Origin of the sequence: Actinocorallia libanotica (assembly GCF_039525175.1) — a bacterium.
In the GTDB taxonomy this organism is placed as follows: Bacteria; Actinomycetota; Actinomycetes; order Streptosporangiales; family Streptosporangiaceae; genus Actinocorallia; species Actinocorallia libanotica.
The window spans coordinates 49,468-75,205 of record NZ_BAAAHH010000001.1 but is presented as its reverse complement, the minus strand read 5'-3'; the positions used below and the strand labels follow the sequence as shown (position 1 = coordinate 75,205).

Annotated in this window: 23 protein-coding genes, 1 pseudogene and 1 riboswitch; of the genes and pseudogenes, 9 read left to right on the top strand and 15 right to left on the bottom strand. The window is 72.5% G+C overall.

What is annotated here, in order from left to right; translation table 11 throughout:
* Window positions 1-226 precede the first annotated feature (226 nt).
* From tkt to pgl, 6 genes and pseudogenes are all read left to right on the top strand, one after another.
* Window positions 227-2,317, top strand: a complete 2,091-nt coding sequence (gene tkt, locus ABD140_RS00335) for a transketolase (RefSeq protein ID WP_344235366.1) — start codon at window positions 227-229, stop codon at window positions 2,315-2,317.
* Window positions 2,318-2,320: 3 nt separating this feature from the next.
* Complete coding sequence (gene tal, locus ABD140_RS00330) at window positions 2,321-3,418, top strand: transaldolase (RefSeq protein ID WP_344235364.1); 1,098 nt, start codon at window positions 2,321-2,323, stop codon at window positions 3,416-3,418.
* Window positions 3,415-5,070 (top strand): glucose-6-phosphate isomerase, encoded by a 1,656-nt coding sequence (locus ABD140_RS00325; RefSeq protein ID WP_344235362.1) that lies wholly within the window; start codon window positions 3,415-3,417, stop codon window positions 5,068-5,070. The genes tal and ABD140_RS00325 overlap by 4 nt, the downstream gene beginning before the upstream one ends.
* Before the next feature lie 143 nt (window positions 5,071-5,213).
* Window positions 5,214-6,761 (top strand): glucose-6-phosphate dehydrogenase, encoded by a 1,548-nt coding sequence (gene zwf / locus ABD140_RS00320; protein ID WP_344235359.1) that lies wholly within the window; start codon window positions 5,214-5,216, stop codon window positions 6,759-6,761.
* A 1-nt stretch (window position 6,762) separates the two neighbouring features.
* Window positions 6,763-7,644: pseudogene (locus tag ABD140_RS00315) on the top strand (glucose-6-phosphate dehydrogenase assembly protein OpcA); the annotation flags it as partial.
* A gap of 197 nt (window positions 7,645-7,841) precedes the next feature.
* On the top strand, window positions 7,842-8,597 hold the full coding sequence (gene pgl / locus ABD140_RS00310) for a 6-phosphogluconolactonase (RefSeq protein ID WP_344235355.1): 756 nt from the start codon (window positions 7,842-7,844) through the stop codon (window positions 8,595-8,597).
* A gap of 156 nt (window positions 8,598-8,753) precedes the next feature.
* On the opposite strand, the gene ABD140_RS00305 is transcribed toward pgl, so the two are convergent.
* From ABD140_RS00305 to ABD140_RS00290, 4 genes are all read right to left on the bottom strand, one after another.
* The gene (locus ABD140_RS00305; RefSeq protein WP_344235353.1) at window positions 8,754-9,008 is read right to left on the bottom strand and encodes a hypothetical protein; all 255 of its coding nucleotides are present in this window, start codon (window positions 9,006-9,008) and stop codon (window positions 8,754-8,756) included.
* On the bottom strand, window positions 9,005-9,817 hold the full coding sequence (locus ABD140_RS00300) for a class I SAM-dependent methyltransferase (RefSeq protein WP_344235351.1): 813 nt from the start codon (window positions 9,815-9,817) through the stop codon (window positions 9,005-9,007). The genes ABD140_RS00305 and ABD140_RS00300 overlap by 4 nt, the downstream gene beginning before the upstream one ends.
* A gap of 32 nt (window positions 9,818-9,849) precedes the next feature.
* Window positions 9,850-10,356 (bottom strand): GNAT family N-acetyltransferase, encoded by a 507-nt coding sequence (locus ABD140_RS00295; RefSeq protein WP_344235349.1) that lies wholly within the window; start codon window positions 10,354-10,356, stop codon window positions 9,850-9,852.
* A gap of 149 nt (window positions 10,357-10,505) precedes the next feature.
* Window positions 10,506-11,771, bottom strand: coding sequence for a serine hydroxymethyltransferase (locus ABD140_RS00290; RefSeq protein ID WP_344235347.1), 1,266 nt, complete (start codon window positions 11,769-11,771; stop codon window positions 10,506-10,508).
* Between the two features lie 23 nt (window positions 11,772-11,794).
* A riboswitch (ZMP/ZTP riboswitch) is annotated at window positions 11,795-11,878 on the bottom strand.
* Window positions 11,879-11,910: 32 nt separating this feature from the next.
* Here ABD140_RS00290 and ABD140_RS00285 point away from each other — a divergent pair.
* Window positions 11,911-12,537, top strand: coding sequence for a histidine phosphatase family protein (locus tag ABD140_RS00285; protein ID WP_344235345.1), 627 nt, complete (start codon window positions 11,911-11,913; stop codon window positions 12,535-12,537).
* A gap of 4 nt (window positions 12,538-12,541) precedes the next feature.
* Here the strand turns inward: ABD140_RS00285 and ABD140_RS00280 are convergent, their stop codons facing one another.
* Window positions 12,542-13,129: a TetR/AcrR family transcriptional regulator gene (locus ABD140_RS00280; protein WP_344235343.1), complete on the bottom strand. Its 588-nt coding sequence runs from the start codon at window positions 13,127-13,129 to the stop codon at window positions 12,542-12,544.
* A gap of 63 nt (window positions 13,130-13,192) precedes the next feature.
* Here ABD140_RS00280 and ABD140_RS00275 point away from each other — a divergent pair, with 63 nt between their 5' ends.
* Together ABD140_RS00275 and ABD140_RS00270 are read left to right on the top strand one after the other, a co-directional pair.
* Window positions 13,193-14,539 (top strand): carotenoid oxygenase family protein, encoded by a 1,347-nt coding sequence (locus ABD140_RS00275; RefSeq protein ID WP_344235341.1) that lies wholly within the window; start codon window positions 13,193-13,195, stop codon window positions 14,537-14,539.
* Between the two features lie 71 nt (window positions 14,540-14,610).
* On the top strand, window positions 14,611-15,084 hold the full coding sequence (locus ABD140_RS00270; protein ID WP_344235339.1) for a MaoC family dehydratase: 474 nt from the start codon (window positions 14,611-14,613) through the stop codon (window positions 15,082-15,084).
* Window positions 15,085-15,097: 13 nt separating this feature from the next.
* Here the strand turns inward: ABD140_RS00270 and ABD140_RS00265 are convergent, their stop codons facing one another.
* The 10 genes from ABD140_RS00265 to uvrC all read right to left on the bottom strand — a co-directional run bounded on the left by ABD140_RS00265 (window position 15,098) and on the right by uvrC (window position 25,673).
* A complete protein-coding gene (locus tag ABD140_RS00265) occupies window positions 15,098-16,450 on the bottom strand; it encodes a dihydrolipoyl dehydrogenase family protein (protein WP_344235337.1) in 1,353 nt (450 codons plus the stop codon).
* Between the two features lie 124 nt (window positions 16,451-16,574).
* On the bottom strand, window positions 16,575-16,952 hold the full coding sequence (locus ABD140_RS00260) for an RNA polymerase-binding protein RbpA (protein ID WP_344235335.1): 378 nt from the start codon (window positions 16,950-16,952) through the stop codon (window positions 16,575-16,577).
* Between the two features lie 90 nt (window positions 16,953-17,042).
* A complete protein-coding gene (secG, locus tag ABD140_RS00255) occupies window positions 17,043-17,282 on the bottom strand; it encodes a preprotein translocase subunit SecG (protein WP_344235333.1) in 240 nt (79 codons plus the stop codon).
* Between the two features lie 152 nt (window positions 17,283-17,434).
* Window positions 17,435-18,220, bottom strand: coding sequence for a triose-phosphate isomerase (gene tpiA / locus ABD140_RS00250; RefSeq protein WP_344235331.1), 786 nt, complete (start codon window positions 18,218-18,220; stop codon window positions 17,435-17,437).
* 5 nt (window positions 18,221-18,225) lie between these two features.
* Window positions 18,226-19,413, bottom strand: coding sequence for a phosphoglycerate kinase (locus ABD140_RS00245; protein WP_344235329.1), 1,188 nt, complete (start codon window positions 19,411-19,413; stop codon window positions 18,226-18,228).
* A gap of 106 nt (window positions 19,414-19,519) precedes the next feature.
* Window positions 19,520-20,524: a type I glyceraldehyde-3-phosphate dehydrogenase gene (gap, locus tag ABD140_RS00240; RefSeq protein WP_344235327.1), complete on the bottom strand. Its 1,005-nt coding sequence runs from the start codon at window positions 20,522-20,524 to the stop codon at window positions 19,520-19,522.
* Between the two features lie 283 nt (window positions 20,525-20,807).
* A complete protein-coding gene (gene whiA / locus ABD140_RS00235; RefSeq protein WP_344235325.1) occupies window positions 20,808-21,788 on the bottom strand; it encodes a DNA-binding protein WhiA in 981 nt (326 codons plus the stop codon).
* 55 nt (window positions 21,789-21,843) lie between these two features.
* Window positions 21,844-22,803 carry a gluconeogenesis factor YvcK family protein gene (locus ABD140_RS00230; RefSeq protein WP_344236409.1) on the bottom strand — a complete coding sequence of 320 codons (960 nt, stop codon included), beginning with the start codon at window positions 22,801-22,803 and terminating at the stop codon, window positions 21,844-21,846.
* Between the two features lie 15 nt (window positions 22,804-22,818).
* Window positions 22,819-23,691: an RNase adapter RapZ gene (gene rapZ / locus ABD140_RS00225; protein WP_344235323.1), complete on the bottom strand. Its 873-nt coding sequence runs from the start codon at window positions 23,689-23,691 to the stop codon at window positions 22,819-22,821.
* Window positions 23,688-25,673: an excinuclease ABC subunit UvrC gene (gene uvrC / locus ABD140_RS00220; RefSeq protein WP_344235321.1), complete on the bottom strand. Its 1,986-nt coding sequence runs from the start codon at window positions 25,671-25,673 to the stop codon at window positions 23,688-23,690. The genes rapZ and uvrC overlap by 4 nt, the downstream gene beginning before the upstream one ends.
* Window positions 25,674-25,738 lie beyond the last annotated feature (65 nt).

The following is a 25,738-nucleotide window of genomic DNA, read 5'->3' as shown; positions in this document are numbered from 1 at the left end:
CCACCGGGTGCGGTGTTTCACCTGTCTTCTCCCCCTCTCCGGGGAACCGGCGCAGGGTTAGGCGGGGAATCATCGGGCATGTGCCCTGTGTTCTGGGTGAAGAACCCAGTGGTTTAGACCAATCCTTCCGGGCGTCATAATGAGTAGGCTCGGAGAGATCACCGCCCCGGGGCACGGGCGTGGTCGACCTGACATCCCAAGATCTTGGAAGGACCTGAGCGTTCCGGTGACTACCGACATCAACCACCTTGACTGGTCCGAGCTGGACAACCGGGCCGTGGACACCGTCCGCGCCCTCGCGATGGACGCCGTCGAGAAAGTGGGTTCCGGACACCCGGGGACCGCCATGAGCCTCGCCCCGGCCGCGTACCTGCTCTTCAACAAGGTGATGAAGCACGACCCCGCGGACCCGGCCTGGCCCGGACGCGACCGGTTCGTGCTCTCCTGCGGGCACTCCAGCCTCACCCTCTACATCCAGCTCTACCTGTCGGGCTACGGTCTGTCCCTGGACGACCTGAAGGCCCTGCGCACCTGGGGCAGCAAGACCCCGGGCCACCCCGAGCACGGCTTCACCGAGGGCGTCGAGACCACCACCGGCCCGCTGGGCCAGGGCTTCGCCAACGCCGTCGGCATGGCCATGGCCGCCCGCCGCGAGCGCGGCCTGTTCGACCCCGAGGCACCCGTCGGCGCCTCGCCCTTCGACCACACCATCTGGGTCGTGTGCTCCGACGGCGACGTCCAGGAGGGCATCAACCACGAGGCGGCCGCGATCGCCGGCCACCAGCGGCTGGGCAACCTCGTGGCGATCTGGGACGACAACCGCATCTCGATCGAGGACGACACCCAGATCGCGATGTCCGAGGACGTCATCGCCCGCTACGAGGCCTACGGCTGGGACGTGCACCGCGTCGACTGGCTGAAGACCGGCGAGTACGTCGAGGACGTCGAGCGGCTGCACGCCGTGCTGCAGGCGGCCAAGGCCGAGACCGGCCGCCCCACCCTCATCGCGCTGCGCACCGTCATCGGCTGGCCCGCGCCCAAGAAGAAGAACACCGGCAAGATCCACGGCTCGGCGCTGGGCGCCGACGAGGTCGCCGCCACCAAGAAGATCCTGGGCATGGACCCGGAGGCGACCTTCGCCGTCGACGCGCAGGTGCTCGAGCACGCCCGCAAGGTCAAGGAGCGCGGCGAGGCGCTGCGCGCCGAGTGGGACGAGGGCTACGCCGCCTGGCGCGAGGCCAACCCCGAGCGCGCCGCCGAGTACGACCGCATGGCCGCGCGCGAGCTGCCCGAGGGCTGGGCCGCCAAGCTGCCGTCCTTCCCCGCGGGCAAGGACGTGGCCACCCGCGCCGCCTCCGGCGAGGTCCTCAACGCCGTCGGCCCGGTCCTGCCGGAGCTGTGGGGCGGCTCGGCCGACCTGGCCGAGTCCAACAACACCACGATCAAGGGCGAGCAGTCCTTCATCCCGACGGAGTTCCAGACCGAGACGTGGAAGGGCGGCCCCTACGGCCGCACCCTGCACTTCGGGGTGCGCGAGCACGCCATGGGCGCGATCCTCAACGGCATCGCCCTGCACGGCGGCACCCGCCCCTACGGCGCCACCTTCCTGGTCTTCTCCGACTACATGCGCCCGGCCGTCCGGCTGGCCGCGCTGATGGAGCTGCCCGTCACCTTCGTGTGGACGCACGACTCCATCGGCCTGGGCGAGGACGGCCCGACCCACCAGCCGGTCGAGCACCTGTGGGCGCTGCGCGCCATCCCGGGCCTGGACGTGGTGCGCCCCGCCGACGCCAACGAGACGGCCGTCGCCTGGCGCACCATCCTGGAGAACACCGGCCGCCCGGCGGGCCTGGCGCTGACCCGCCAGAAGCTGCCGGTCCTCGACCGCGAGAAGTACGCCTCCGCCGAGGGCGTCGCCAAGGGCGGCTACGTGCTGGCCGACGCCGCGGGCGGCACGCCCGAGGTCATCCTCATCGCGACCGGCTCCGAGGTCGAGATCGCCCTCGCCGCCCGCGAGTCCCTGGAGGCCGGGGGCACCCCGACCCGCGTCGTCTCCATGCCGTGCGTGGAGTGGTTCGCCGAGCAGGAGCAGTCCTACCAGGACCAGGTCCTGCCGCCGGCCGTGCGCGCCCGGGTCTCGGTCGAGGCGGGCATCGCGCTCGGCTGGCGCCAGTTCGTCGGCGACGCCGGCGAGTCGGTCAGCCTCGAGCACTACGGCGCCTCCGCCGACTACCAGACCCTTTACAAGGAGTTCGGTATCACCCCCGACCACGTGGCGGCCGCCGCGCGGTCCAGCCTCACCAAGGCCAAGGGATAACGCATGTCCGAGAATCTGAAGAAGCTCTCCCAGGAGGGCGTGTCCATCTGGCTCGACGACGTCAGCCGGGAACGTCTGCGCTCGGGCAACCTCGAGCAGCTCGTCAAGGACAAGAACGTCGTCGGGGTCACCTCCAACCCCACGATCTTCGCCGCCGCCGTCGGCAAGGGCGACGCCTACGACGGCCAGCTGCGCGACCTGGCGGTGCGCGGCGTGGACGTGGAGGAGGCGGCCCGCGCCGTCACCACCTACGACATCCGCTGGGCCTGCGACGTGCTGCGCCCCGTCTACGACCGCACCGGGGGCGTCGACGGCCGGGTCTCCCTGGAGGTGGACCCGCGGCTGGCCCGCGACACCGAGGCCACGGTCGCCGAGGCCAAGGCGCTGTGGTGGCAGGTCGACCGCCCCAACCTGATGATCAAGATCCCGGCGACCCGGGAGGGCCTGGCCGCGATCACCGCGGCGCTGGCCGAGGGCATCAGCGTCAACGTCACGCTGATCTTCTCCCTGGAGCGCTACGGGGAGGTCGTCGACGCCTACTTCGCCGGGCTGGAGCAGGCCAAGGCCGCCGGCCACGACCTGAGCCGCATCTCCTCGGTCGCCTCGTTCTTCGTCTCCCGCGTGGACACCGAGATCGACAAGCGGCTGGAGAAGCTGGGCCGCGCCGAGCTCAAGAGCAAGGCGGGCGTGGCCAACGCCCGGCTCGCCTACGAGCTGTACGAGCGCAAGACCGCCTCCCCCCGCTGGCAGGCGCTCGCCGAGGCCGGTGCGCTCCCGCAGCGGCCGCTGTGGGCCTCCACCGGCGTGAAGGACCCGGCGCTGCCCGACACCCTGTACGTCACCGAGCTGGTGGCGCCCGGCACCGTCAACACGCTGCCCGAGGCCACCCTCGACGCCGCGGCCGACCACGCCGAGATCACCGGCGACACCGTGACGGGCGCGTACGCCGACGCGCACGCCGTCTTCGCCGCGCTGAAGGACGCGGGCGTCGACTACGACGACGTCGTGCGGGTCCTGGAGGACGAGGGCGTGGAGAAGTTCGAAGCCTCCTGGAAGCAGTTCCTCGACACCCTGAAGGGCGAACTGGAGGACAAGGCGTGACATCAGTGGTCACCGCCGCGGGCGTCTCGGTCACCCTGCGCGGCGACGCCGCCGAGGAGGCCGAGACCGCCCTGCAGAGGCTGATCTCCGACGGCGTGCCCGGTGCGCTCGCCGCCAAGAACGCCAGCCTCTGGGGACCGGACGCGGTGTCGGAGGCCGGCCGGCGGCTGGGCTGGCTGGACCTGGCCCAGACCTCGCGGCCGCTGGTCGGCCCGCTGAACGAGCTGGCCGCCGACTACCGCGCCGAGGGCCTGGACCACTTCGTGCTGGCCGGCATGGGCGGCTCCTCGCTGGCTCCGGAGGTGATCACCCGCACCGCCGGGGTCGAGCTGACCGTCCTGGACACCACCGACCCGCACCAGGTCGGCCGCGTCATCGCCGACCGGCTGGAGCGCACGGTCGTGGTGGTGGCCTCCAAGAGCGGCGGCACCATCGAGACCGACAGCCACCGGCGCGTCTTCGAGCAGGCCTTCGCCGACGCCGGGATCACCGGCGACGCGCTCAAGCGCCGCTTCGTGGTGATCACCGACCCGGGTTCCCCGCTGGAGAACACCGCGCGCCAGGCCGGCTACCACGTGGTGCTGGCCGACCCCGACGTCGGCGGGCGCTACAGCGCGCTGAGCGCCTTCGGCCTGGTGCCCTCGGCCCTGGCCGGCGCCGACGTGGGGCGGCTGCTCGACGAGGCCGCCGAGCTCACCCCCGCGCTGCGCCAGCCGTACGACAACCCGGGCCTGGCGCTGGGCGCGGCGCTCGGCGCGGCCGCGGCCGGCGGGCACGACAAGCTGCTGCTGGCCGACGCGGGCTCGGGCATCACCGGGTTCGGCGACTGGGCCGAGCAGCTCATCGCCGAGTCCACCGGCAAGGAGGGCAAGGGCATTCTGCCCGTGGTGCTGGAGGGCGTCGACGCGCCCGGCTTCGCGCCCTCCCCGGACGCGCGGGGCGCGGTGCTGGGCTCCTACGACGCCTCGGCGATCACGGTGCGGGGCCCGCTGGGCGCCCAGTTCCTGCTGTGGGAGTACGCCACCGCCGTCGCCGGCCGGGTCCTGGGCATCAACCCCTTCGACCAGCCCAACGTCCAGGAGTCCAAGGACAACACCGGCGCCCTGCTCAAGGCCGCCGAAGAGCAGGGTCCCGCCGCCGCGCTGGCGGCCGGGGAGCCCGACCTGGTCTTCGGCGCCGTGGAGGTCCACGCCGACGGCGCGATCAAGGCGGGCTCCCTGTCCGGCGCGCTGGAGGAGCTGCTGGGTCTGATCCCCGCACACGGCTACCTCGCCGTGATGGCCTACCTCGACCGCACCGGCCGCGACGCCGGGGCCGCCGCGCTCCGGGAGCTGCTGGCGGTGCGCGCGCAGCGGCTGCGGGGGCAGCAGAGCACCGCCCACGTCACCTTCGGGTGGGGCCCGCGGTTCCTGCACTCCACCGGCCAGTACCACAAGGGAGGCCCGCAGAACGGGGTGTTCCTGCAGCTCACCGGCGAGGTGGAGAGGGACGTCCCGGTGCCGGGCCGCCCCTACACCTTCGGCACGCTGCAGCTGGCCCAGGCCGTCGGCGACCTGCGGGCCCTGCGCTCGCGCGGGCGGCCGGCGGTGCGGATCCATCTGCGCGACCGCGCCGAAGGACTCGCGCAACTGCTCGACGCACTGGAAAACTGAGAACACCCAGCGCACCGGACCGCTCCTCGTCCACCCCGTGGACGAGGAGCGGTCCGGTCGCAGAAGGCAGACCGGTCGATCCCCTCCTGAAGACCGTGCTCCATGCTCCGCCAGTCGAACGACTCGTAGGAAAGGGACCGGGCATGCCATCGCCCGCTGAACTGATCGGGATCGACGGGAACCCCCTGCGGGACCCTCGTGACAAGAGACTGCCCCGCGTCGCCGGACCCAGCGTGCTGGTCCTCTTCGGCGTCACCGGCGACCTCTCGCGCAAGAAGCTCCTCCCCGCCATCTACGACCTCGCCAACCGCGGGCTGCTGCCGCCCGGCTTCTCCCTGGTGGGCTTCGCCCGCCGGGACTGGGAGAACCAGGACTTCCGCCAGCTCGCCTACGAGGCCGTCAAGCAGAACGCCCGCACGCCCTTCCGGGAGGAGGTCTGGAACCACCTGTCGGAGGGCATGCACTTCGTGCCCGGCGAGTTCAGCGACCCCGGCGCGTTCGACGCGCTGGCCATGGCCGTGAAGGAGCTCGACGAGACCCGCGGCACGGGCGGCAACTACGCCTTCTACCTGTCGATCCCGCCGAAGTTCTTCGACGTGGTCGTGGAGCAGCTGCAGCGCAGCGGGCTGGCCGAGCGCTCGGAGTCCTCCTGGCGCCGGGTGGTGATCGAGAAGCCCTTCGGACACGACCTGGCCAGCGCCCAGGAGCTCAACAACATCGTGCACCGCGTCTTCCCCGAGGAGTCGATCTTCCGGATCGACCACTACCTCGGCAAGGAGACGGTGCAGAACATTCTGGCGCTGCGCTTCGCCAACACGATGTTCGAGCCGGTCTGGAACCGCTCCCACATCGACCACGTGCAGATCACGATGGCCGAGGACATCGGCATCGGCGGCCGGGCGGGCTACTACGACGGCATCGGCGCGGCCCGCGACGTCATCCAGAACCACCTGCTGCAGCTGCTGGCGCTGGCCGCGATGGAGGAGCCGACGTCCTTCAGCGCCGAGGCGGTGCGCGCGGAGAAGGCCAAGGTGCTCTCCTCGGTGCGCCTGCCCGACGACCTGTCGCTGACCACGGCCCGCGGCCAGTACGCGGCGGGCTGGCAGGGCGGGGTGAAGGTGCGCGGCTACCTGGAGGAGGAGGGCATCCCCGAGGCCTCCACGACCGAGACCTACGCCGCCGTCAAGCTGGAGATCGCCTCCCGCCGCTGGGCCGGGGTGCCGTGGTACCTGCGCACGGGCAAGCGGCTGTCGCGCCGCACCACCGAGGTGGCGATGATCTTCCAGCGGGCGCCGCACCTGCCGTTCTCCCAGACCGAGACCGAGGAGCTGGGGCAGAACGCCCTGGTCTTTCGGGTGCAGCCCGACGAGGGCATCACCGTGCGGTTCGGCTCCAAGGTGCCGGGCACCTCGATGGAGGTGCGCGACGTCAACATGGACTTCGCCTACGGCGAGTCGTTCACCGAGTCCTCGCCGGAGGCGTACGAGCGGCTGATCCTGGACGTCCTCATCGGCGACCCGCCGCTCTTCCCCCGCCAGGAGGAGGTCGAGCTGTCGTGGCAGATCCTCGACCCGATCGAGGAGTTCTGGGCCGGGCGCGGTCGGCCCGAGCAGTACAAGTCCGGCGGTTACGGTCCCAAGTCCGCCGATCTGATGATGAAGCGCGACGGCAGAGCGTGGCGGAGGATCTGACGTGAACATCGATCTCACCTCGACCACCACCAGGCGCATCCAGGAGGCGCTGACCCAGGCGCGCCACCAGATGGGCGGTCCCACCATAGGGATGGTGCTGACCCTGGTGATCGTCACCGACGAGTCGGCGCAGTACGACTCGCTGCGCGCGGCCAACGAGGCGGCGCGCGAGCACCCGTGCCGCATCCTCACCGTCATCTCCCGCGACCCGCGGGGCAGCTCCTCGCGGCTGGACGCCGAGATCCGCATCGGGGAGACGGGGCCGGGCGAGACGGTGCTGCTGCGCATGTACGGGCCGCTGGCCCAGCACGCCGATTCGGTGGTGGTGCCGCTGCTGGTGCCGGACGCGCCGGTCGTGGTCTGGTGGCCGGGCCAGCCGCCGGAGGACCCGGCGGAGGACCCGCTGGGCGCGCTCGGCCAGCGCCGGGTCACCGACTGCTACGCCGCGCAGGACCGGATGGAGACGCTCTGCCGGCTCAGCCGCGCCTACGCCCCGGGCGACACCGACTTCGCCTGGACCCGGCTGACCCCGTGGCGCACCCTGCTGGCCGCCTCGCTGGACCAGCCGACGCCGTCGCTGCGCTCGGCCGAGGTGCTGGGCGAGGCCGACAGCCCCAGCGCCGAGCTGCTGGCCGCCTGGCTGGAGGTGCGGCTGGGCATCCCCGCCCACCGGCGGGTCTCCGAGGGGCCCGGCATCACCGCGGTGGTGCTGCACAGCGACGGGGGCGAGCTGACCATCACCCGGCCGGACGGGCGGGTGGCCACGCTGGGGCGGCCGGGCCAGCCCGACCGGTACGTGTCGCTGCTGCGCCGGCCGATCGCCGAGCTGCTCGCCGAGGAGCTGCGGCGCCTGGACCCCGACGAGGTCTACCACGAGGCGGTGACGCGCTTCGAGAAGGAGCAGAGCCGGCGGAGCGCCCTGCAGGCGGTCCCCGCCGAGACCCCCCTTCCCGCTGTTCCCGCCGCGCCCTCCGAGGAGGGTGCGGCGGCCGAACAGGAGCAGGCCGCCGAGCCCGCGCCCGAGACGCGGTCCTCCGCGCCGGGCAAGGGGCGGCAGCACAACAGGAAGAAGGCGGGTTCATGAGCGCACCGAAGGTCCTGGTCCACCCGGACGCCGAGCTGCTGGCCGCCGGGGTGGCCGCGCGGCTGGTCAGCCGTCTGATCGAGGTGCTGGCCGAGAAGGAGAGCGCCTCGGTCGTGCTCACCGGCGGCGGTTCCGGGCTGGCGGCGCTGGCCGCCGTGGCGGCCGACCCCGCACGGGACGCCGTCGACTGGTCGCGTGTCGACTTCTGGTGGGGCGACGAGCGCTTCCTGCCCGAGGGCGACCCCGAACGCAACGAGACGGGCGCGCGCGAGGCGCTGCTGGACCGGATCCCGGTCGACCCGGCCCGGGTCCACGTGATGCGCGGCCCCGACGGCCCGGACGGCGACGACGCCGACGCCTCGGCCGCCCGGTACGCCGCCGAGCTCGCCGCCGCCGCGCCGGGCCGCACGCCCGCGGTCCCGGCGTTCGACGTGCTGATGCTGGGGGTGGGCCCCGACGCCCACATCGCCTCGCTGTTCCCCGGCCACCCGGAGGTCCACGAGAGGAGCCGCACGGCGGTGGGCGTGCACGACTCGCCGAAGCCGCCGCCCACCCGGATCTCCCTCACCGTCCCGGCCATCCAGGCCGCCGAGGAGGTGTGGGTGATCGTGGCGGGCGCGGGCAAGGCCGAGGCCGTCCGCCTCGGCCTCTCCGGCGCCGAGGCGGCCAAGGCCCCGGTCGCCACCGCCCGCGGCCGCCGCGCCACCTACTACTTCCTCGACCGGGAGGCGGCCTCCGCCCTCCCCGCCTGACCCCTCTCGGACGGACTCCCGTCACACCCGGAACGGCCCCGCCGCACGCGGCGGGGCCGTTCCGCGTCCGGCATGTCCGCTCCGCCCGGCACGCCCGTGCCGCCCCGGCGCGTCCGGGTTCCCCGGTGGGGCCGTCCACGCGCCCGGCGGGGCGGGTCAGGACTCGGCGGGCCTGATCCAGAACTCGCGGCCGTTGGTGTAGCCCATCAGGGGGGTGCCGAGGGCCTCGGAGGTGCGGGTGGTGACCTCGCGGAACATGCGCTGGAGGGGTTCGGTGTCGGCGCTGATGCGGAAGGTGCGGTTCGCGCCGACGGCCGCGGCGACGACGGGGACCATCTCGCGGACGAAGCGCTCCTCCTCTTCGGCGCTCAGGGGGGCCGGCTGCCACTGCGTACGCTGGGGGTGCGTCATGGGCGTGACGATACCGGCTTGCGGCGCAGGACGGTGATGAGCCGCCAGGCCGACGGGTCCGCGGGCGGGACGTCGGAGAAGTCGCCGTACTGGGCGATGATCTCCAGGGCCGCCGCGGGGTGCTCGGCGGCGGCGACGCGCACGGCGGCCGCCAGCTCGGTGGCGGTCCAGAAGCGGTAGGGCACGGTGCCCTCGACGACCCGGACGCGGGCCGGGCCGCCGAGGCGCGCGGGCGGCTCGGTGACCTTGATGAGGACGTGGTCGTCCACCAGCTGGGTGAGCGGGTCCAGCACGTCGTCGAGGGAGCCCCAGCTCACCTCGGCGGTGGTGCCGTCGCGTTCGGCCGTCCACCGGGTGGAGGTGGAGGGCTCGGGGCCGAGCCGGTCGCCCGGGTGGCTCATCTCCAGGATGTAGACCGCGCCGTCGGCCAGGTGCTCGGCGGCGCGGACGAAGTGCGCGGCCATCGCGTCGAGGGTGTGCAGGTGGGCGGTGCTGTCGAGCATCGTGACCACGAGGTCGAAGCGTTCGTCGAGGTCGAAGTCGGTCATGTCCGCCTGGACGACGGTCAGCCGCGGCTCCCGGGCGGCGGCGTAGGCGCACATCGCGGGGCTCAGGTCCAGGGCCGTGGCGCGCAGGTCGCGGCGGGCGAACTCCCTGGCGTGCTCCGCGGGGCCGGCCGCCAGCTCCAGGACGGTGCGCGGTGTCCGTCCGTGCCGTGCCGACCAGCGCAGGAGCGCGTCCACCTCGGCGGGGACGTCGCGGAAGGCGCAGGAGAGTTCGTAGGCTGCCGGGTCGTCGTAGATGGCCACCCCGCCATGGTCTCAGCCCTGGAACGTTCCGGTCACCCGGTCTCGGCCTCCCGCAGCACGATCGTGAGCTCCAGGACGGTCGGGTCCTCGGTGCGGCGGGTGCGGCCGCCCAGGGACGTCAGCAGCCTGCGCATCCGGGCGTTCTCGCTGAGCACGCTGGCGTTGAGCTCCGCCAGGCCCAGTTCGCCGCCGAGGTCGAGCATCCGCTCGGCCAGGGCGCGGCCCAGGCCCCTGCCCTGCCAGCCGTCCTCGACGAGGAAGGCCAGTTCGGCGGTGCCGGGCTCGGCGGCGTACATCAGGTGGCCCAGCGCGACCACCTTCCCCAGCTGGCCCTCCACCACCAGGGTGACGCCGCGGGAACGGTCCAGGAAGAGGGCGAAGAGCCGGGGCGGCAGGCCCGGCTTGGCGCTGAAGTAGCGCATCCGGCGGCTGGCCGTCGAGCAGCGGCCGTGCATCTCCTCGACGGCCCGCCGGTCGCGGGCGTGGAGCGGGCGCATGGAGGTGCCGACGGACGGCGGAGCCTTGATGAGTACTGCCATGAGAAACCCCCCTTTTCTGCGGTGCCTCCAGCCTCTCCGGCCCGTGTTACGGGACCGTGTGTCGAGGGTTTCCGCTGATGAAAGGGGGCCGTGATGTCCGTCTCCCCGGTGCCGCCGGCCCGTCCGCCGGGCCGGCGGCACCGCCGGGGTCAGGGGGTGGGCGCCCAGCCCGGCATCGGACGGGCGGCCATGAACGCGCCGATCTCCGCGGCGGTCCGCGCCAGCAGCGCCTCGTCCTCGTGCGCCTTGACGACCTCGTCGATCCAGCCCGCGACGCGCGGCATGTCGGACTCGGTGAGGCCGCGCGTGGTGATGGCGGCGGTGCCCAGCCGCAGGCCGGACGGGTCGAAGGGCTTGCGGGTGTCGAAGGGGACGGTGTTGTGGTTCAGCTCGACGCCCGCGGCGTCCAGCGCCTTGGCCGCGGGCTTGCCCGCCACGCCCCTGTTCGTCAGGTCGATGAGGATGAGGTGGGTGTCGGTGCCGCCGGAGACCAGGTCGAACCCGCGCTCCAGCAGAGCCTCGGCCAGCGCGCCGGCGTTGGCGACGACCTGGTGGGCGTAGGCGGCGAACTCCGGGGCCGCCGCCTCCTTCAGCGCCACGGCGATCGCGGCGGTGGTGTGGTTGTGCGGGCCGCCCTGGAGGCCGGGGAAGACCGCCCTGTCCACGGCGGAGGCGTGCTCGGCCGTCGTCATGATCATCGCGCCGCGCGGGCCGCGCAGCGTCTTGTGGGTCGTGGTGGTGATCACGTCGGCGTGCCCGGCCGGGGAGGGGTGGGCGCCGCCGGCGATGAGGCCCGCCACGTGCGCGATGTCGGCGACGAGCACCGCCCCGGCCTCCCGGGCGATCTCGGCGAAGGCCGGGTAGTCGGTGGTGCGGGGGATCGCGGTGCCGCCGCAGAAGATCAGCCTCGGCCGCTCCCGCAGCGCCAGGTCGCGCACCTCGTCGAGGTCGACGCGGCCGGTGTCGGCGCGCACCCCGTAGCGCACGGGGGTGAACCACCGGCCGGTGGCGCTGACCGACCAGCCGTGGGTGAGGTGGCCGCCCATCGGCAGGGCCATGCCCATCACGGTGTCGCCCGGCTCCAGGAACGCCAGGTAGGCGGCGAGGTTGGCGGGCGAGCCGGAGTAGGGCTGGACGTTGGCGTGCTCGACCCCGAACAGGCTCCTGGCCCGCGCGGCGGCGAGGTCCTCGACGGGGTCGACGAACTGCTGGCCCTCGTAGTAGCGGCGGCCGGAGTAGCCCTCGGAGTACTTGTTGGTCAGCACCGAGCCGGTGGCCTCCAGGACCGCCGGGGAGACGTAGTTCTCGGAGGCGATCAGCCGCAGCTTGCCGTGCTGGCGGGCGGCCTCGCCCTCGACCAGGGCGGCGACGTCCGGGTCGGCGGCGTGCAGATGGGACAGGGCGGGGACGTGCATGGCGCTCCTCCACGAGCTCGCGCGGGAGGCACCCAGGCGCGCGGTGCCCGCTCGAACTCGCTCCCCGGTGGTGCTCCACCTTGACTGCGCCAGTCGCTTTGTCTTCAACGATCCTAGCGGAGGGGATGATGGAGGGACCATGGAGCTGATCCTGATCCGGCACGGAGAGAGCGCGGGGAACGTGGCGCGGCGCGCGGCGCTGCGGGCGGGCGCCCAGGTCATCGAGATGCCCTGCCGCGACCCGGACGTGCCGCTGTCGCCGCGCGGGCGGGAGCAGGCGCGGCTGCTCGGCCGGTTCCTGGCCGGGCGCAGGCCGCCGGACCTCATCGTCTCCTCCCCCTACACGCGGGCGCTGGAGACCGTCCGGCTGGCCACCGGGAGCGGCGACGTCCGGGTGGACGAGCGGCTGCGCGACCGGGACATGGGGGCGTTCGACCGGCTGACGCCCGCGGGGATCCGGGCGCGCTTCCCCGAGGAGTGGCGGCGGCAGCGGGAGCTGGGCAAGTTCTACCACCGGCCGCCCGGCGGGGAGTCGTGGGCCGACATCGCGCTGCGGCTGCGCTCCTTCCTGCGCGACCTGCCCCCCGAGGGCACGGTGCTGGTCTCGGCGCACGACGCGGTGATCCTCGTCTTCGCCTACCTCCTGGAGGGCCTGACCGAGGCCGAGCTGATGGAGCTGGAGCGCACGACGGTCGCCAACTGCTCGGTCTCACACTGGCGGGACGGGGAGCGGCTGGCCTTCAACCAGGTGTCCCACCTGGAGTGAGCCCTCAGACCCCGAAGACGCGGGCGCACAGCTCGGTGCAGCGGTCGGCGAGCTCCTCGGGCGCGGCGGGGTACCGTCCGGCGAGCCAGGCGGAGATGAGGCCGCCGACGCCGCCGACGCAGAACAGGGCGGGGCCGCGGAAGTCCCCGGGCGCCACCGAGCTCACGCCCGCGGCGACGGCGTCGGCGACGGCCAGGAGCGCGTCGTGGCGGCGGGTCTCCAGGGCGGGGCTGCCGGCGGGGTCGGTGAAGGCGACCCTGGCGTAGCGGGGGTCCTCGGCCAGCGCGGTGAACAGGGCGAGGAACAGCGTGCGCATGACGGCGCGGGGCTCGCCGGTGAACGGGGCGGCGGGCAGCCCGCCGGTCAGCTCGTCCCTGACCCGGTCGAAGACCGCCAGGAGCAGGGCGTCGCGGTCGGTGAAGGACTCGTAGAAGTAGCGGTCGGTCAGCCCCGCGCGGGCGCAGACGCCGCGGACGGAGACGCCGGACCAGCCCAGCTCGCTCCACAGGTCCAGGGCCGCCGCCAGCAGCCGCTCCCGGCGCTCGGCGACGCGCTCCTGGGGGCTGCGGCCCCGGTAGGCCCGTGTGCTCATCTCGGGGATCATCTTGCCCCAAGTTATTGACGACAGGCGTCGTCAGATTAAAGGCTGTGCCGCATGACCTACGGCGTGTTCGAACCCCTCCTCGAAGAGCGCTCCTACGACGTCACCGAGATCGACGGCACCGTCCCCCTCGACCTGCGCGGGGCCCTCTACCGCAACGGGCCGGGCAAGTGGCAGGTCGGGACCACCCTCCTGGACTGCCTCTTCGACGGCGACGGCATGGTGTCGCGGTTCGCCTTCGACCAGGGGCGCGTCTCCTTCCGCAACCGCTACCTCGACACCCCCCAGTACCGCGCCAAGCGGCGCTGGCGGGCCGGTGTCGGCACATCCGCCGGCTTCCCCATGCCGCCCGCCAACACCGCCAACACCAGCCTGTCGTTCCACTCCGGCGACCTCTTGGCCCTGTGGGAGGGCGGCAGGCCCACCCGGGTGGACCCCGACACTCTGGACACCTACGGGCTCCACGGCTTCGAGGGCGGGCTCAAGGGCCTCGGCATGTGGTCGGCCCACCCCCGCTTCGACCCCGCCACCGGCGAGATGTTCAACTTCGGGCTGAGGTTCGCGCCGACGCCCGGCGTGCACTGCTACAGGGTCGACCGGAGCGGGAAGCTGACCCGCGCCGCCTCCGTCCGGCTCAAGGGCATCCCCTGGATCCACGACTTCGGGCTCACCGAACGCCACATGGTCTTCGTCCTCGGCCCCGCCACCCCCGACGTCGGGAGGATCCTGCGCGGCGATTCCGCGCTCTCGGCGCTGCACTACAGGCCCGAGAACCCGCTGCGGTTCCTGCTCGTCCCCCGCGACGGCGGGCCGGCACGGATCGTCGAGCACGACGCCGCGATGGCCACGCACATCACCAACGCCTACGAGGACGGCACGGACACCGTGGTGGAGGTCGTCGCCTATCCCGACTTCACCCTGCTGAAGGAGGACATCCTCAACTTCCGGGACCGCGCGCACCAGGCCCGCCCCAACAGCCTCACCCGCTACCGCATCACCCCCTCCCGCGTCGTGGAGGAGCGGCTCAGCGAGCACGCCTGCGAGCTGCCCCAGTTCGACCAGCGCGCCTCCACGCGCCGGCACCGGTACAGCTACCTGAGCGGCAGCCACGCCGCCTCGGGCCTCTTCGACGCCGTGCTGAAGGTCGACCACGACACCGAGGAGGTCACCTCCCGCCCGCTCGGCGACTGCGTGGGCGAGCCCGTCTTCGTCCCCCGCGCCCCGGACTCCGCCGAGGACGACGGATGGCTGCTCTCCGTCGTCTACCAGGAGGCCGGGCACCGGTCGGGACTGGCGGTCCTCGACGCGCGGGACCTCGGCCTCCTGGCGACGGCGTGGCTGCCCCACCACATCCCCTTCGGCTTCCACGGGCTCTTCACCGGACGGCTGCCCCGGACGTGAGCGCGGCGTGTTCGCCGACGGCGGCGGCGCACGAGACAATGGTCGGCGACCGACGACCCGAGGAGCCGTAGATGCGCACGTTCACCGACCTGGACGAGTTCGCCGCCGCCGTGGGAGAGGAGCTCGGCCACAGCGAGTGGCAGGAGATCACCCAGGAGCAGGTGGACAAGTTCGCCGACGCCACCGGCGACCACCAGTGGATCCACGTCGACCCCGAGCGCGCCGCGGCCGAGGGCCCCTTCGGCGGCACCATCGCCCACGGCTACCTCACCCTCAGCCTGGTGACGGCGCACGTCATGCAGACCTTCACCATCGAGAAGCTGACCATGGTCGTCAACTTCGGCCTCAACAAGGTGCGCTTCCACACGCCCGTCCCCGTCGGCGCCAAGATCCGCGCCAAGGCGACGCTGGTGGACCTGAAGAACTCCCCCGCCGGCCGCCTGGGCACCCTCAAGGTCACCATGGAGATCGACGGCCAGCGCCGCCCCGCCTGCGTCGCCGAGGTCCTCGCCCTCTACCGCAACGACGAGTACAGCGCCGGCTGACGCCGCGCGCCGGTCAGCCCTTCCCCAGGTCGGCCAGGGCCGTCTCGATCGCGCGGTGGAAGGTGGGGTAGGCGTAGATCATGTGGGTCAGCGACGAGACGGGCACCCGGCCGTGGACCGCGACGGCCAGCGCGCTCATCACCTCGCCGCCCGCCGGACCCGCGGTGGTGGCGCCCACCAGTTCGTCACCGGCGGCGACCAGCTTGATGAAGCCCTCCGCCTCGTGGATCCAGCCGCGGCTCGAGGACGACAGGGGCGTGTACCCCGTGCGCACGTCCAGGCCCTTGTCGCGGGCCTGCGCCTCGGTGAGGCCCACCGCGCCGACCTCCGGGTCGGTGAACGTCACCCGGGGCAGCGCCCGGTAGTCGGCAGGCGGACCGTCCTCGCCGAGGATGTCGCGGACGGCGATCCCCGCCTGGTACATCGACACATGGGTGAAGGCGCCCTTCCCGGTGACGTCCCCGATGGCCCACACGCCGTCCGCGGCGCGCATCCGCCCGTCGACGGGGATCGCCCGGGCGGACTCGTCCAGGCCCGCCTTGCCCACGCCGAGCCGCGCCAGGTCCGTCTTGCGGCCGGTGGCGACCAGGAAGCGCTCGGCCTCGAACGCGTTACCGCCCGCCTCCACGGTGAACCGGCCGTCGGCGTAGCGCACCCGCTCCACCTTCTGCCCGGTGCGGACGGCGATGCCCTCCTGCTCGAAGACCTTCGTGATGAGCTCGGCGGCCTCCGGCTCCTCCCGCGAGACCAGCCGTTCGCCGCCCTCCAGCACGGTGACCCGGCTGCCGAACCGCGCGAACGCCTGGGCCAGTTCCACGCCGATCGCCCCGCCGCCCAGCACCAGCAGCGACTCGGGCGCCCGCGTCGTCTTGACCGCCTCCCGGTTCGTCCAGAAGGGCGTGTCCTCCAGCCCCTCGATCGGAGGCACCACCGGCTCCGTCCCGGGGTTGAGCACGAGCCCGCGCCGCGCCCGCAGCACCCGCTCCCCCACCGTCACCTCGCGGGGACCGCTGACGCGCCCGAATCCCCGGACGAGCCGTCCCCCCTTCCCGGTGAACCTGTCGGCGGCGGCCTTGTCGTCCCAGTCCGCCGTCGCCTTCCGCAGCCGCGCGGCCACCGGATCCCACGACGCCCGGATCTCCGCCTTCCCGGCCAGGCCGTTCACCCGCCGCCCCTCGGCCAGCGCGTCCCCCGCCCGGATCATCATCTTGCTCGGGATGCACCCGTAGTACGGGCACTCCCCGCCGACCAGCCCCGCCTCGACCCCGATCACGTCCAGCCCGGCCTCGGCCAGCCGCCCGGCCGCGTCCTCCCCACCGGGCCCCATTCCCACGACCACGACATCCACTTCAGTGACTTCAGCCATGACCGGTCCCTACCCGCTCGCGGCGGCCCGCCCCCGCGAACCCGGGGAGGGACGCGGCACATTCCGGAGACGACGAAGACCCGGTCTCCTGGAGGGGAGCCGGGTCCTGCGGAGGCGGGGGCGCCTAGTTGCGGGCGGCCGCGGAGGCCATGGCGGCCTGGACGAGGCGGCGCTTCTCGCGGAGCTTGCCCAGTGCCTCCTCGAGGATGGCCTGGCCGTCGGCGTCGGAGCGGCGCTCCTTCACGTAGGCGAGGTGGGTCTTGTAGGGCTCGTTCTTGGGGGCCGCGGGGGGGTTCTGCGCGTCGGTGCCGGCGGGGAGGCCGCAGCGGGGGCAGTCCCAGGTCTCGGGGACCTGGCAGTCACTGGCGAAGCTGGGGCGGGTCTCGTGCTTGTTGGCGCAGTAGAAGCTGATGATGACGCGGGGGGCCGCCTCGCCGCGCTCCGCCTCGCCCATCGGGCCGGCGCCGACCCTGCTGCCGCGAATGGCACTGCCACTAGCCACGAAAACTCCTTGATTGGGAAACACGCGCCGGGAGCCGAGGCTCCCGGCGCGCCACTGTCGTACGTCCTCGGCGCGGGCGCCGACGGGGGGTCAGTTGCCCTGTGCCTTGAACAGGAAGCCGAGCACCACGATCGCGGCGAACCAGATGACGCCGGTGCCGATCGTGAGGCGGTCCAGGTTGCGCTCGACCACCGAGGAACCGCCGAGCGAGGAGGAGATGCCGCCGCCGAACATGTCGGACAGGCCTCCGCCCTTGCCCTTGTGCATCAGCACGAGCAGGATCATGAGCAGGCTCGTGATCATCAGCACGATGGAGGTTGCAAGAATCACAGCGTCAGCGCCTTCTGGCCATCCCCGCGCCGGACGCGGGACTCGAATAGTAGGACGACGGACAGGCGAATCGGTTTACCTGTCGCTATGAAGGGTACGACGAACGACCCCGTGGTTCAGCAGAACCCACCCGTCACACGGGCAAGTTTGGCTCAACCCGCCACCGAGATCTCCCGGTATCGGCAGATCTTAACGAATTCCTCGGCGTCGAGCGCGGCTCCGCCGATCAGGCCGCCGTCCACGTCGGCCTGCGCCATGAGACCCGCCACATTCGAGGACTTCATCGAGCCACCGTAGAGGATGCGCACGCTCTCGGCCACTTCGGCGTCGTAGAGCTTCTCCAGGCGGCCGCGGATCGCGCCGCAGACCTCCTGCGCGTCCTCGGGGGTGGCGACCTCGCCGGTGCCGATCGCCCAGACCGGCTCGTAGGCGATGACGACGCCCTTGGCCTGCTCGGCGGTGAGCCCCTCCAGCGCGCCGTCGACCTGCGCGAGGGTGTAGGCCACCTGCTCGCCGGCCTTGCGCACGTCCAGGCCCTCGCCGACGCAGACGATCGGGATGAGGCCGTTGGCCAGCGCGGCCTTGGTCTTGGCGTTCACCAGCGCGTCGGTCTCGTGGTGGTACTGGCGGCGCTCGGAGTGGCCGATGGTGGCGTAGGAGCACTTGAGCTTGGCCAGCATCGCGCCGGAGATCTCGCCGGTGTAGGCGCCCGAGGCGTGCGCGGAGACGTCCTGCGAGCCGTAGGCGATCTTCAGCCGGTCGGCCTCGACGAGGGTCTGCACCGAGCGGATGTCGGTGAAGGGGGGCAGGACGGCGACGTCGACGGCGTCGTAGTCCTTGTCCTTGAGCGCGAACGCGAGCTTCTGCACCAGCGCGATCGCCTCGAGGTGGTTGTTGTTCATCTTCCAGTTGCCGGCCATCAGGGGCTTACGGGCCATGTCTTTCAGTCCTCCAGAGCTTCCAGGCCGGGCAGGGTCTTGCCTTCGAGGTACTCCAGGCTGGCGCCGCCGCCGGTGGAGATGTGGGAGAAGGCGTTCTCGTCGAAACCGAGGGTGCGGACGGCCGCCGCGGAGTCGCCGCCGCCGACGACCGTGAAGGCGTCGGAGTCCAGGAGGCCCTGGGCCACCGCGCGGGTGCCGTGCGAGTAGGGCTCCATCTCGAACACGCCCATCGGGCCGTTCCAGAAGATGGTCTTGGCGTCGGCGAGCCGGGAGGCGAAGAGCTTGCCGGACTCGGGGCCGATGTCCAGGCCGAGCCGGTCGGCGGGGATCGCGTCGGCGGGCACCACGTCGTGCTCGGCGTCCGCGCTGAACGCGGTCGCGGCGACGATGTCCACGGGCAGGACGAACTCCACGCCCTTGGCCTCGGCGCGCTCGAGGTACTCCAGGACGGTGGGGATCTGGTCCTCTTCGAGCAGGGACTTGCCGACCTCGTGGCCCTGGGCCTTGAGGAAGGTGAAGAGCATGCCGCCGCCGATGAGGATGCGGTCGGCGGTCTCCAGCAGGTTGTCGATGACACCGAGCTTGTCGGAGACCTTGGAGCCGCCCAGCACGACCGCGTACGGGCGCGCGACGTCCTCGGTCAGCTTCTTCAGCACGTCGACCTCGGTGGCGATGAGCCCGCCCGCCGCGTGCGGCAGGCGCTTGGGCACGTCGTAGACCGAGGCGTGCCTGCGGTGCACCGCGCCGAACCCGTCGCCCACGTACACGTCGGCCAGCGCCGCGAGCTCGTCGGCGAACGCGCCGCGCTCGGCGTCGTCCTTGCTGGTCTCGGCCGCGGCGAACCGCAGGTTCTCCAGCAGCGCCACGTCGCCGTCGCCCAGGCCCGCCACGGCGGCCTTGGCGGAGTCGCCGACGGTGTCGGTGGCGAAGGCGACGTCCTTGCCCAGCAGCTCGCCCAGCCGCACCGCGACCGGCGCCAGGGAGAACTCCGGCTTGGGCTCGCCCTTGGGGCGCCCCAGGTGCGCCACGACGACGACCCGCGCGCCCTTGTCGATCAGCTTCCGGATCGTCGGCAGGCTCGCCCGGATCCGCCCGTCATCGGTGATGACGCCGTCCTTGAGCGGCACGTTCAGGTCCGTCCGGACGAGGACCCGCCTGCCCCTGACCTCGAGATCGTCAACAGTCTTCATTACCCCACCTGTTCGTCCTGCCGCTTCGCACCGCGGCGCTCCCGACGCTCAAAGCCGACGTCGTGCCGTGCTCCCCGGGGAGCACGGCACGACGTCGCACGATCACTTACAGGCTCGCGCCGACGAGCTTGATGAGGTCGACGAGGCGGTTGGAGTAGCCCCACTCGTTGTCGTACCAGCCGACGACCTTGACCTGGTCGCCGATGACCTTGGTCAGGCCGGCGTCGAAGATGCAGGAGGACGGGTCGGTCTCGATGTCCTTGGAGACGATCGCGTCCTCGGTGTAGGTGAGGTAGCCCTTGAGCGGGCCCTCGGCGGCGGCCTTGAAGGCGGCGTTGACCTCTTCGACGGTGGTCTCGCGGGAGAGGGTGACGGTGAGGTCGGTCGCCGAGCCGGTGGCGATCGGCACGCGCAGCGCGTAGCCGTCGAGCTTGCCCTGCAGCTCGGGCAGGACCAGGCCGATGGCCTTGGCGGCGCCGGTGGAGGTCGGGACGATGTTCAGGCCGGCGGCGCGGGCGCGGCGCAGGTCGCTGTGCGGGGCGTCCTGGAGGTTCTGGTCCTGGGTGTAGGCGTGGATGGTGGTCATCAGGCCCTTCTCGATCCCGAAGGAGTCGTTGAGGACCTTGGCCAGCGGCGCCAGGCAGTTGGTGGTGCAGGACGCGTTGGAGATGACGGTGTGGTTCGCCGGGTCGTACAGGTCGTCGTTGGCGCCCAGGACGATGGTGATGTCCTCGTTCTTCGCCGGGGCGGAGATGATGACCTTCTTGGCGCCGTTGTCGGCGTGCACCTTGGCCTTGGTGGCGTCGGTGAAGAAGCCGGTGGACTCCACGACGATGTCGACGCCGACGTCGCCCCACTTCAGGTTGGCGGGGTCGCGGTCGGCGAAGACCTTGATGCTCTTGCCGCCGACGATGATCTCACCCGCGCCGGCCTTCACTTCCTCGGGGAAGCGGCCGAGGATGCTGTCGTACTTGAGCAGGTGGGCGAGGGTAGCGGTGTCGGTCAGGTCGTTGACCGCCACGATCTCGATGTCGGCGCCGCTGGCCTTAACGGCGCGGTAGAAGTTGCGGCCGATCCGGCCAAAGCCGTTGATGCCTACTCGGATGGTCACGACTCTCCTCAAGCGTTGCGTCTACTACCAGGACCCTGACGCGCCCTGTTCCAGACCCGACCCTACCGAACGGGCCGCGTGAACTCCGCCACTGGTCCGGGGTGAAGTCCGGGGTGGGCGCACCGCCCCGGACCAGGGGAGACCCCCTCCCCGCACGGGTGATCCAGGAGGTCTAGACCGTATTGGTATAGAAGATCGGTCTAGACCAAGCGGATGAGCAGGAGCCCTGCACGCGCCCGCCCCGCGCACCGGAAGCAGTGACACGGGGCGGATGGGAAATTCGTCACGGTACAAGCATGTCCGGGGTGAGATTCGCCTCCGTCCCCGGAAGTCCGAGATCGGCCGCGCGCTTGTCGGCCATCGCCAGCAGCCGCCGGATCCGCCCGGCGATCGCGTCCTTGGTCAGCGGCGGCACCGCCAGCTGGCCCAGCTCCTCCAGCGAGGCCTGCTTGTGCTCCAGCCGCAGCCGCCCCGCGGCGATCAGGTGCTCGGGCGCGTCGTCGCCGAGGATCTCCATCGCCCGCGCCACCCGGGCGCCCGCCGCGACCGCCGCCCGCGCCGAACGGCGCAGGTTGGCGTCGTCGAAGTTGGCGAGCCGGTTGGCCGTCGCCCGCACCTCGCGGCGCATCCGCCGCTCCTCCCAGGCCAGCACGCTGTCGTGCGCGCCCAGGCGGGTCAGCAGCGCCGAGATCGCGTCGCCGTCGCGCACCACCACCCGGTCCACCCCGCGCACCTCGCGCGCCTTGGCGTGGATCTTCAGCCGCCGGGCGGCGCCCACCAGCGCCAGCGCCGCCTCGGGCCCGGGGCAGGTGACCTCCAGGGACATCGAGCGGCCCGGCTCGGTCAGCGAGCCGTGCGCCAGGAACGCCCCCCGCCAGGCGGACTCGGCGTCGCAGGCCGCGCCCGCCACCACGTGGCGGGGCAGGCCGCGCACCGGGCGCCCGTGGTTGTCGATCAGGCCGGTCTGGCGGGCCAGGGACTCCCCGTCCCGGATCACCCGCACCACGTACCGGTTGCCCTTGCGCAGCCCGCTGGGCGCCAGCACGATCACGTCCGAGGTGTGCCCGAAGACCTCGGAGACGTCCTTGCGCAACCGCCGCGCCGCCGAGCCGGTGTCGAGCTCGGCCTCGATGACGATCCGCCCGCTGACCAGGTGCAGGCCGCCGGCGAACCGCAGAATCGTGGAGACCTCGGCCTTGCGGCAGCAGGGCTTCAAGATGGTGAGCCGGCTCAGCTCGTCCTTCACCACGCCGGTCATCGCCATGATCGATCCCTTCCTCCCGCGCCGGCCCGATCCTGACCGGGCCCGTCAGACAGCTTCACCAGTCTCCCGGATTCCGTGATCCCCCGGTGCCGGTGGCGAAGATCTGTACGAAAGCTTGGGCCAGCAGCGCCGGATCATGACGCGGAGAGCCGTCCTTCATGGCGACCTCGGCCAGCACCAGGGAGCCGCCGAGCTCCTGCACCGCCTTGTCGAGCGCCTCCGGCTCCTCCACGACGCCGGCGTCCGCCAGCACCACGTCGATCCGCAGGTCCGGCGCGTGCTCGGCCAGCACCTCCAGATGCGCCTGCTGGGAGAAGTCGTCGGTCTCGCCGGGCTGCGGCGCCAGGTTCAGCGCCACCACCCGGCGGGCGGGGGTCTCCACCAGGGCCCGCTGCAGCTCGGGCACCTTCAGGTGCGGCAGCACGCTGGTGAACCAGGAGCCCGGCCCGAACACCACCCAGTCGGCCTCGTGGATGGCCTGCAGCGCCTCGGGGCTGGCCGGGGGGTCCGGGGGGACCAGGGAGACGCCCAGCACCTTGCCGGGGGTGCTCGCACAGGCGACCTGCCCGCGCACCTGGGAGATCCGGTCGGGCTCGGCCGGGTCGGCGCCCAGCACGTCGGCGACGATGTCCAGCGGCACCGTCGCCATCGGCAGCACCCGGCCCTGCGCGCCCAGCAGCCTGCCCACCCAGCCCAGCCCCGCGACGGTGTCGCCCAGCAGCTCCCACAGCGCGACGATGAGGAGGTTGCCCACGGCGTGCTCGTGCAGGTCGCCCTCGCTGCGGAAGCGGTGCTGGATCACCTCGCTCCAGGTGCGGCCCCACTCGTCGTCGCCGCACAGGGCGGCCAGGGCCATGCGCAGGTCGCCGGGCGGGATGACGCCCAGCTCGCGGCGCAGCCGCCCGCTGGACCCCCCGTCGTCGGCGACCGTCACCACGCCGGTGAGCCGGTCGGTCACCGTGCGCAGCGCCGACAGCGAGGCGTACAGGCCGTGTCCGCCCCCCAGGGCGACCACCTTGGGGTTCTTCACTTATTCCCTGCCGAGGTCTCGATGGGTCACCTGGACGTCGATCCCCTCGTCGCGCAATCGCTGGCCCAGCTGCTCGGCCATCGCCACGCTGCGGTGCTTGCCGCCGGTGCAGCCCACCGCCAGCGTCACGTAGTGCTTGCCCTCGCGCTCGTATCCGGCGGCCAGCAGCCGCAGGACCTCGGTGTAGGAGTCGAGGAACTCCTTGGCGCCGCGCTGGCCCAGCACGTAGTCGCGGACCGGGGCGTCCCTGCCGTTCTGCGGGCGCAGCTCGGGCACCCAGTGCGGGTTGGGCAGGAAGCGGCAGTCCACGACGAGGTCGGCGTCCACCGGCAGGCCGTACTTGTAGCCGAAGGACACCACGGTCGCGCGCAGGCTGGACTCGTCGCCCGGCTCGCCGAAGTAGCCGACGACCTTGGCCCGCAGCTGGTGCACGTTCAGGTTGGAGGTGTCGACCACCAGGTCGGCCTCGGCCCTGATCTCCAGCAGCAGCGCGCGCTCGCGGGCGATGCCCTCCACGACCCGGCCGTCGTCCTGGAGCGGGTGCGGGCGGCGCACGCTCTCGAACCGGCGCACCAGCACCTCGTCGGCGGCCTCCAGGAAGAGCACCCGGGGCCGCACCCCGCGCTGCTCCAGGTCCTTGATCGCCGACTCGAGGTCGGAGGTGAAGGCGCGGCTGCGCACGTCCACCACCACCGCGATGCGCGGCACCGCGTTCTGCACCCGCCCGCCGAGGTCGGCCATGGTGGCCAGCAGCCCCGGCGGGAGGTTGTCGACCACGAACCAGTCGAGGTCCTCCAGGGCCTTGGCCGCGGTGCTGCGGCCCGCCCCGGACATTCCCGTGACAATGACTATGTCCGGAAGATGGGTTGTCATCCCGCTCCCCCCTGGAGGGCTTCTCTGATGGTCTGCGCGGTGCGGAGCCCGATGCCCGGCACCTCGGCGATCTGCTCGGCCGTCGCCTCCTTCAGCCGGCGCACCGAGCCGAAGTGCTTGATCAGCGCGGCGCGCCGGGCGGGGCCCAGGCCCGGCACGGCGTCCAGCTCGCTGGTGGTCATCTTCTTGGAGCGCCTGGCCCGGTGGAAGGTGATCGCGAAGCGGTGCGCCTCGTCCCGCGCCCGCTGCAGCAGGTAGAGGCCCTCGCTGGTGCGCGGCAGGATCACCGGGTCGGCGTCGCCGGGCAGCCACACCTCCTCCAGCCGCTTGGCCAGGCCGCAGACGGCGACGTCGTCGATCCCCAGCTCGTCCAGGGCGCGCTGGGCGGCGGCGACCTGGGGCGGGCCGCCGTCGACCACCACGAGGTTCGGCGGGTAGGCGAACTTACGGGGCCGGCCCGTCTCGGGGTCCAGCGGGCCGCGCGGCGTCTCGTCCTCCTCGCCGGCGTCGCCGAAGCCGTAGGACGCCAGGAGGCCCGCGCTGCGCTCGCCGCCCTCGCCGTTCTCGGGAGAGGGCTCCCCCGCCTTCTGCGACTCGGCCAGGTAGCGCTTGAACCGGCGGGTGATCACCTCGTGCATGGCGCGCACGTCGTCCTGGCCCTGGAACGACTTGATCGTGAAGCGGCGGTACTCGGGCTTGCGGGCGAGGCCGTCCTCGAAGACGACCATCGAGGCGACCACCTCGGTGCCCTGGAGGTTGGAGACGTCGAAGCACTCGATGCGCAGCGGCGCCTGGTCCAGGCCGAGCGCCTCCTGCAGCTCCTGGAGGGCGCGGCTGCGGGCGGTGAGGTCGGCGGCGCGGCGGGTGCGGTGCTGGCGCAGCGCCTCCTGGGCGTTGCGCTCGACCGTGGCCAGCAGGTCCTTCTTGTCGCCGCGGCGGGGCACCCGGATGCGCACGCGGGTGCCGCGGGCCTCCGACAGCAGCTCGTCCATGGCCTCGCGGTCCGGCGGCTCCTCGGGGACCAGGACCTCGCGCGGCACCACGTCGTCCTCGCCGTAGCACTGCAGCAGGAAGTCCTCGACGAGCTCGCCGGTGGTGCGCTCCTCCACCAGGTCGACCACCCAGCCGCGCTGGCCGCGGATGCGCCCGCCCCGCACGTAGAAGACCTGGACGGCGGCCTCCAGCCGGTCGCGGGCGAAGGCGATCACGTCGCAGTCGGTGTCGTCGCCCAGCACGACCGCCTGCTTCTCCAGCGCCCGCTCCAGGGCGCGCAGGTCGTCGCGGCGGCGGGCGGCGACCTCGAACCGCTCGTCCTCGGCGGCGGCGAACATCTCCCGCTCGACCCGCTTGAGGAAGCGGCCGGTGTTGCCCGCCATGAAGTCGCAGAAGTCGTCGGCCAGCGCGCGGTGCTCGGCGGCGCTCACCTTGCCCGTGCAGGGCGCCGAGCACTTGCCGATGTAGCCGAGCAGGCAGGGGCGGCCGATCTGGCCGTGCCGCTTGAAGACCCCGGCGCTGCACGTGCGCACCGGGAAGACCCGCAGCAGGAGGTCGACGGTCTCGCGGATGGCCCAGGCGTGGGAGTAGGGGCCGAAGTAGCGCACGCCCTTGCGCTTGGCGCCGCGCATGAGCGTCACCCGGGGGTACTCCTCGTTCAGGGTGACGGCCAGGTAGGGGTAGGACTTGTCGTCCCGGTAGCGCACGTTGAAGCGCGGGTCGTACTCCTTGATCCAGGAGTACTCCAGCTGGAGCGCCTCGACCTCGGTGCCCACCACCGTCCACTCCACGGACGCCGCGGTGGTGACCATGCTCTGGGTGCGCACGTGCAGGCCGGCGTGGTCGGCGAAGTAGGAGTTCAGCCGGGCGCGGAGGTTCTTGGCCTTGCCCACGTAGACGACCCGGCCGTGCTCGTCGCGGAACCGGTAGACCCCCGGGGTCTCGGGGATCGTCCCGGGGGCCGGCCTGTAGGACGCGGGATCTGCCATCCCGCCAGAGTAAGGGTTCAGATGACCGCGGCGCAGCGAGGATCATCCGAACCCGCCGCGGGGGT